The 6,951-nt window shown below is 74.0% G+C and carries 6 protein-coding genes; 2 read left to right on the forward strand and 4 right to left on the reverse strand.

What is annotated here, in order from left to right:
* The first annotated feature begins 138 nt into the window (after positions 1-138).
* Positions 139-1,698 carry an AlkA N-terminal domain-containing protein gene (locus C0010_RS05580; protein ID WP_105566070.1) on the forward strand — a complete coding sequence of 520 codons (1,560 nt, stop codon included), beginning with the start codon at positions 139-141 and terminating at the stop codon, positions 1,696-1,698.
* Positions 1,695-2,192 (forward strand): methylated-DNA--[protein]-cysteine S-methyltransferase, encoded by a 498-nt coding sequence (locus tag C0010_RS05585; protein ID WP_105566071.1) that lies wholly within the window; start codon positions 1,695-1,697, stop codon positions 2,190-2,192. The genes C0010_RS05580 and C0010_RS05585 overlap by 4 nt, the downstream gene beginning before the upstream one ends.
* A 65-nt stretch (positions 2,193-2,257) precedes the next feature.
* On the opposite strand, the gene purH is transcribed toward C0010_RS05585, so the two are convergent.
* From purH to C0010_RS15230, 4 genes are all read right to left on the reverse strand, one after another.
* A complete protein-coding gene (purH, locus tag C0010_RS05590; protein WP_105566072.1) occupies positions 2,258-3,868 on the reverse strand; it encodes a bifunctional phosphoribosylaminoimidazolecarboxamide formyltransferase/IMP cyclohydrolase in 1,611 nt (536 codons plus the stop codon).
* A gap of 15 nt (positions 3,869-3,883) precedes the next feature.
* Positions 3,884-4,471, reverse strand: coding sequence for a phosphoribosylglycinamide formyltransferase (gene purN, locus C0010_RS05595; protein ID WP_105566073.1), 588 nt, complete (start codon positions 4,469-4,471; stop codon positions 3,884-3,886).
* Between the two features lie 96 nt (positions 4,472-4,567).
* Positions 4,568-5,323, reverse strand: a complete 756-nt coding sequence (locus tag C0010_RS05600) for an SDR family oxidoreductase (protein ID WP_158685329.1) — start codon at positions 5,321-5,323, stop codon at positions 4,568-4,570.
* Between the two features lie 50 nt (positions 5,324-5,373).
* Positions 5,374-6,624, reverse strand: a complete 1,251-nt coding sequence (locus C0010_RS15230; protein ID WP_158685330.1) for a cell division protein PerM — start codon at positions 6,622-6,624, stop codon at positions 5,374-5,376.
* Positions 6,625-6,951: the final 327 nt, after the last annotated feature.

Below are 6,951 nucleotides of genomic sequence, written 5' to 3' on the forward strand. Positions count from 1 at the left end.
CAGGGCGTGCCCGCCCCACCCGCTCGCAGTCGTCCCCGACGGGCGCGGCTCGCACCGGATGACGGGGCACCGCGCCCGCGCCACTCCCGTGTCCGTTTTCCGCTAGTCAGGCGCGCGCTGCTGTGCCAGGCTGGGGGCATGTCAGCGGATATGACCTTCGACGAGCGGTACCGCGCGATCGACGCGCGCGACGCCCGCTTCGACGGTCAGTTCGTCACCGCCGTGCGGTCGACGGGGATCTACTGCCGGCCGAGCTGCCCCGCTCGCACCCCGAAGCCGGCGAACGTCACCTTCTATCCGACGAGCGCCGCCGCCCACGAGGCCGGCTACCGCGCGTGCAAGCGGTGCCTCCCCGAGGCCGCACCGGGATCACCGCTGTGGAACGTGCGCGGAGACGCGGCGGCCCGCGCGATGCGGCTCATCGCCGACGGCGCCGTCGAACGCGGCGGGGTTCCGGGGCTCGCCGGCTCGCTCGGCTACTCGCCTCGGCATCTCACCCGGCTGCTGCGGGTCGAGCTCGGCGCCGGCCCGCTGGCGCTGGCGCGCGCGCATCGCGCCCAGACGGCGCGCACCCTGCTGATCGAGACCGACCTCCCCGCCGCCGACGTCGCCTTCTCGGCGGGTTTCGCGAGCATCCGCCAGTTCAACGACACGATCCGCGAGGTCTTCGGCATCACCCCGACCGAGCTGCGTGCGCGGCGGCGCCGACGCATCGCCGCTCCCGGCACGACGCACGGCCCCCGCACGCACGCCCCGACACCCGCCGCCATCCGGCTCAGCCTTCCCGTTCGTCGGCCGTTCGACGCCGCCGGCGTCTTCGCCTGGCTGCGCGCCCGCGTCGTCGACGGCGCCGAGGAAGCCGGAGCGGCCCGCTTCGCCCGCACTATCCGCCTGCCGGGCGGGGCCGCGTGGTTCGAGGTGACGCACGCCGAGCCGCCGGCGCCGGGCGACACCGACCGCATCCGCCTGACGGCGCACGTGCGCGACCTCTCCGACCTCGGCACCCTGATCGCCCGCGTGCGTCGGCTGTTCGACCTCGACGCCGACCCCGTCGCGATCGATGCCGCCCTCTCCGCTCACCCGGAGCTCGCGCCCCTCGTCGGCCGCGTCCCCGGCATCCGGGTGCCCGGCACCGCCGACCCGCACGAGATGCTCGTCCGGGCGATGGTCGGCCAGCAGATCAGCGTGCCCGCGGCGCGCACGCACCTCACGCGGCTCGCCGAGGCGCTCGGCGAGAGCGTCGAGATCGCGGGCGCCGAGCGGCTGCTGTTCCCGACGGCCGCGGCGATCGCCGAACGCGGCCACGAGGTGCTGCGCGGCCCCGCTTCGCGGGTGCGCGCGATCCTCGGCGCCGCCGAAGCCCTGGCGACCGGCGAGCTCGTACTCACGGGGGCCGACGACGGCGACCGGCAGCGAGCGGCGCTGCTGGCGATGCGCGGCATCGGGCCGTGGACGGCCGACTACGTGCGGATGCGGGTTCTGAACGACCCGGATGTCCTGCTGCCAGGCGACCTCGTGCTGCGGAACGGCGCGGCCGTCGCCGGGATCCCGGCCGAGCCGAAGCCGCTCGCGGCGTGGGCAGAACGGGCCGCGCCGTGGCGGTCGTACCTGTCCGCGCACCTGTGGCGCACGGCCGCCCCGCTCAGCGGCGACCCGCCGCTCGCAGAAGCACAACCACCCACGCAGGAGGCGCCATGAGCACCGCGACTTTCGAGACCGTCGACACCCCCGACGGCCCGTTCACGATCCTTGCCGACGGCGACGGCTCCGTGCTCGCATCCGGATGGACGGACTCGGCCGAGCGCCTGCTCGCGCGCCTGCGCCCCGCCCACCGGCCGGCGGAGGCCCGGCCCGGCTCGACGCCGGCCCCGGCCGAGGCGGTCGCGTCGTACTACGCCGGCGAGCTCGGTGCGATCGCGGCCGTGCCGGTGCGCCATCACGGCACCGAGCTGCAGCTGCGCGGCTGGGCGACGCTGCGACGTATCACCCCGGGCGCCCCGCTCACGTACGCCGAGTTCGCGGCGGAGCTGGGCTCGCCGAGCGCCGTGCGCGCCGCGGCGTCGATCTGCGCGAAGAACGCGCCGGCGCTGTTCACGCCGTGCCACCGCGTGCTCCGCAGCGACGGCACGCTCGGCGGCTTCGCGTGGGGCCTCGACGTGAAGCGCGCGCTCCTGACCCGCGAAGCGGCCTGAGCCGGGAACGGGGCTGCCCCCGAGACCTGAGTCTCGGGGGCAGCCCCGCTCTCGTGGGCAACGACTCAGTGGAAGAAGTGGCGTTCGCCGGTGAAGTACATGGCGACGCCGCGCTCGTTGGCGAGGTCGATCGTCTCCTGGTCGCGGACGGAGCCGCCAGGCTGGATGATGACCTTGACGCCCGCGTCCATGAGCGCCTCGGGGCCGTCCGAGAACGGGAAGAAGGCGTCGGAGGCGGCGATCGAGCCGACCACGCGGTCGCCCGCGCGCTCGACGGCCAGCTTGCACGAGTCGACGCGGTTGACCTGGCCCATGCCGATGCCGACGGTCGCGAGCTTGTCGGCGAGCACGATGGCGTTCGACTTCACGGCGCGGCACGCCTTCCAGGCGAACACGAGCTCGGGCGTCGAGATGTTCGCGGGCTTCTCACCGGCGACGAGCTTCCAGCTCTCGGCGACGGCCTCGATGTCCTCGCCGAAGAGGTCGGCGTCCTGCAGCAGGGCGCCGCCGGAGACGAGGCGCACGTCCATGCGCTCCTGCTTCCAGTCGGCGGGGAGCTGCAGCACGCGGAGGTTCTTCTTCTCGCGGAAGACCTCGAGAGCGGCCGGCTCGAAGTCGGGCGCGATGATGACCTCGGTGAAGATGTCGCGCAGGTTCTCGGCCATCTTGAGCGTCACGGAGCGGTTCGCGGCGATCACGCCTCCGAACGCCGACAGCGGGTCGCACTCGTGCGCGCGCAGGTGGGCGGACGCGATCTGATCGATCGCCTTCGACTCGCCGACGGCGATGCCGCACGGGTTGGCGTGCTTCATGATCGCGACGGCGGGAAGCTGCATGTCGTACGCGGCGCGCAGCGCGGCGTCGGCGTCGACGTAGTTGTTGTACGACATCTCCTTGCCCTGGAGCTGTTTCGCCTGGGCGATGCCGTGGCCGCCGACGCGGGTGTAGATCGCGGCGCGCTGGTGCGAGTTCTCGCCGTAGCGCAGGTCGGAGATCTTCTCGGCCTGGATCGTGAGCTGGCCCGGCATGCCGTCGGCGTCGCCGGCCAGCGTGTCCTCGGCGAACCATGCGGCGACGGCCGTGTCGTAGGCGGCCGTGTGCGCGAACGCGCGGGCGGCGAGCTCGCGGCGGCTCGTCAGCGTCGTGCCGCCGTTCGCGAGCGATTCGATGATCGTCGGGTACGACTCGGGGCTGACGGCGATCGCGATGTTCGCGTGGTTCTTCGCCGCGGCGCGCACCATGGCGGGGCCGCCGATGTCGATCTGCTCGACGATGTCGTTCGCGGGCGATCCGGATGCGACGGTCTCGACGAACGGGTAGAGGTTGACGACCACGAGCTCGAACGGCTCGATGCCGAGCTCGCCGAGCTCGGTCTCGTGGTGCTCGAGGCGCAGGTCGGCGAGCAGGCCGCCGTGCACCTTCGGGTGGAGCGTCTTGACGCGGCCGTCGAGCATCTCGGGCGAGCCGGTCACGGCAGCCACGTCGGTGACCTCGACGCCGGCCTCGCGGATGCGCTGGGCGGTCGAGCCGGTCGAGACGATCTCGACGCCGGCCGCCTGCAGCGCCGTGGCGAGCTCGGTGACGCCGGTCTTGTCGCTCACGGAGATGAGCGCGCGCCGGATCGGGACAACATCGCGCTCGCGGTACAGCGACGCGTCGTGACGGGGGCCGGACATGAGGTCTCCTTCTGCTCAGGCGGGGTTCGTCAGGTCGATATCGCCCGTGGCGACGCGGCGCACCACGTCGATCAGCAGGCGGCGTTCGACGGGCTTGATGCGGTCGTGCAGGCTCGACTCGGTGTCGTCCGGGGCGATCTCGACCCGCTCCTGCGCGAGGATCGGGCCGGTGTCGACGCCGTCGTCGACGACGATCACGCTCGCTCCCGTCCGCTCCGCGCCGGCCGCGAGCGCGTCGCGCACGCCGTGGGCGCCGGGGAACTCTGGGAGGAAGGCGGGGTGCGTGTTGACGATGTTCGGGCCGAACTCCTCGACGACGGCGGCGGGCAGCAGTCGCATCAGGCCGCTGAGCACGACGAGGTCGGGGCTCCACGCCCGCAGCTGCTTCGCGAGCTCCTCGCCCCATTCCTCGCGCGATGCGTACGCCGTGAACGGCACGTCGAAGCTCGGGATGCCGAAGTCGGCGGCGTGCTCGAGGCCGTCGGCCGGCCGGTCGGCGCCGACGGCGACGATCCGCGCCGGGTAGTCGGGGTCGCTGGCCGCCTCCAACAGCGCTCGCATATTGGAACCGCTGCCGGATATCAGAACCACGACCGAGAACACGTCAGCCAGTCTATGCGCTCGGCCCCGCCGGGCCGCACGCACGCCGACGCACGGCGCTCGGCGGCGCCCGCCGGACGCCGGGCGCCCGTGCCGCGCTTACGCGTCGCGGTGGATCGTGGTGTTGTTCGTCTGCGCGCGGGGGCGCACGATGAGGGTGTCGATGTTGACGTGGTGCGGGCGCGTCAGCGTGAACGCGACGGTGTCGGCGATGTCGGAGGCCGTGAGCGGCTCGTACCCCGCGTACACGGCGGCCGCGCGCTCGGAGTCGCCGTCGAAGCGCACGAGCGAGAAGTCGGTCTCGACGGCGCCGGGGGCGATCTCGATCACCCGGATGGGCTCGCCGCCGAGCTCGAGGCGCAGCGTCTGCACGATCTCGCGCTCCGCCGACTTGCTCGCCGTGTAGCCGGAGCCGCCCGGGTACGCGCCGTGCGCCGCGGTCGACGTGATCGTCACGATGTCGCCGCGGCCCGACGCGCGCAGCGCCGGGATGAGCGCCTGCGTGATCCGGAGGGTGCCGATCACGTTCAGCTCGTACATCCGGAGCCAGTTGTCGACGTCGCCCGTCGCGACGGGCTCGAGTCCGAAGGCGTTGCCCGCATTGTTGACGAGGGCGTTGAGGGCGCCGCCCGCCGTGACGTGCTCGGCGAGGGCGGCGATCTGCTCCGCGTCGGTCTGGTCGGCGACGAAGGTGTCGCACCCGGTCTCGTCCGCGAGCGCGGCGAGGCGGTCGGCGCGGCGGCCCGACGCGACGACGGACCAGCCCTCGGCGACGAGCCGGCGCACGGTGGCCGCGCCGATGCCGCTCGTGGCTCCGGTGACGAGTGCTCGCAGGGGTGCTTCAGGCGTGGTCACGGGGCGGTCCTTCCGACGGGGAGTGGTGCACCTCCGACGATATCGCGCCGCTAGTCGCCGAGCTCGGTCCAGGCCTGCTCGCGCCGGCGCGGGGCCAGCAGGATCGCGGCGGCGCCGACGAGCACCTCGGCGGCCACGACGACGAAGACCATGCCCGCGTGCGGGCCGACGTCGACGAGCCGGCCGGGGCCGATCGATCCGGATGCCATGGCCGCCAGCAGCGCGGCCGCCGCCGCCACGAGGATCGCGATGCCGGCCGCGAGGGCGAGGCGCGGCAGCCACGGCTCCGGCCCCTCGTCGTCGATGCCCTCGGCCCGCCATTCCTGCAGCAGCCGGATCCGCGCCGCGAGCCCGGCGAGCGCGCCGACGCCGACCGGGAGCAGCGCGACCAGCAGGAGCCAGGACGAACCCGCCTCGGGGATCAGACCGAAGACCGGCAGGCTGGGGACGACGCCGAGATCGGCACCCGTCGGGGCCACGACCGTGCCCGAGCCGACGGCGAACCCGGGGCCGGCGACCCATGCCAGCGCCCAGACCAGGAAGGTCGGCAGGTACGCGAGGTTCGCGAGGGTGAGCCCCGTCGCCCCGACCGCATCGACCTGGACCGCCTCGAACAGCGTGATCATCTCGCCGCCGCCGGTGACGACGGCCGCGAACAGCGCGAGCGCCCCGACGCCGAGCAGCCCGACGACGCCGATCCCCGCGGCGCGCACCGCGATCGGCGGCGTCGCCCGCCACAGGGTCGGCAGGTCATCGACGCGATCGTGCACCCGGTCGACGATGCCGCCGTCCCCATCGCCCCATGCGGCCGCGACGGCGCCCGCGAGCGCCCCGAGCAGGTAGATCAGCGGGGGGAAGAGCGCGGCCTGCCAGGCGTTCACGACGGCGACGGGCGTTCCGGACGTCAGGAGCACGACGAGCGCGATCGCGGCGGTCACGAGCGTTCCGGACGCGACGCCGGTGACCCACTCCCCCGCGCGCGCCGCACGGCGCCCGGATCGCGCCGCGAACAGCAGCACGAAGCCCGCGAACGCGAGCGGCGCGAGCGAGACGACGAACCCGGCGGCATCCGGCGCGATGCCGGCCGCCGCGACGAGGCCGTCGCCCAGCTCGAGGTGCAGCGGCACGAGGTTGCCGAGCTCCCAGACGCGGGCGGTGGTCGGCCACAGGGCGCCCCACGGCGCTCCGGAGAAGGCGGTGAACCAGAGCAGCACGAGCGGTGCGAGTACGGCACCGAGGCCGACGACCGCCGCGACGACGGCGTCGACCGCTGCGAGGACGGCGACGAGGAGGCGATTCATGATCCGCCTCCGAGACTATGACGCCGCATGCCCCGCGCCCGACCGCGCGCGCCGTGAGCGGGTGCGGAAACGCTGTGAACCGCGCATGCGCGCGACACGAACGGGCGCCCGCGCGGGCGCGGTCAGCGCGCGATACGCACCGGCGCCCGCTCGGGCGCGGTCAGGCGGCGAGGCCGAAGTGGGTGTTCATGCCGCGGCGGGGCGTGCGGGCGCGGTCGAGCCACGGGGGCGGGATGAACCACACTTCTCCCCCGGTGCCCGTGCCGCGCATTTCGATGCCCCAGCCGTCGTCGTGGACGCGATGATGGCAGCCAGTGCACAGCAGCA

The sequence above is a fragment of the Microbacterium halophytorum genome, from assembly GCF_002970975.1.
In the GTDB taxonomy this organism is placed as follows: domain Bacteria; phylum Actinomycetota; class Actinomycetes; order Actinomycetales; family Microbacteriaceae; genus Microbacterium; species Microbacterium halophytorum.

Coding starts and splice junctions, on each gene's coding strand:
- C0010_RS05580 (WP_105566070.1), top strand. CDS start 139: ATGTCAGCGGATATGACCTTCGACGAGCGGTACCGCGCGATCGACGCG.
- C0010_RS05585 (WP_105566071.1), top strand. CDS start 1,695: ATGAGCACCGCGACTTTCGAGACCGTCGACACCCCCGACGGCCCGTTC.
- purH (WP_105566072.1), bottom strand. CDS start 3,868: ATGTCCGGCCCCCGTCACGACGCGTCGCTGTACCGCGAGCGCGATGTT.
- C0010_RS15230 (WP_158685330.1), bottom strand. CDS start 6,624: ATGAATCGCCTCCTCGTCGCCGTCCTCGCAGCGGTCGACGCCGTCGTC.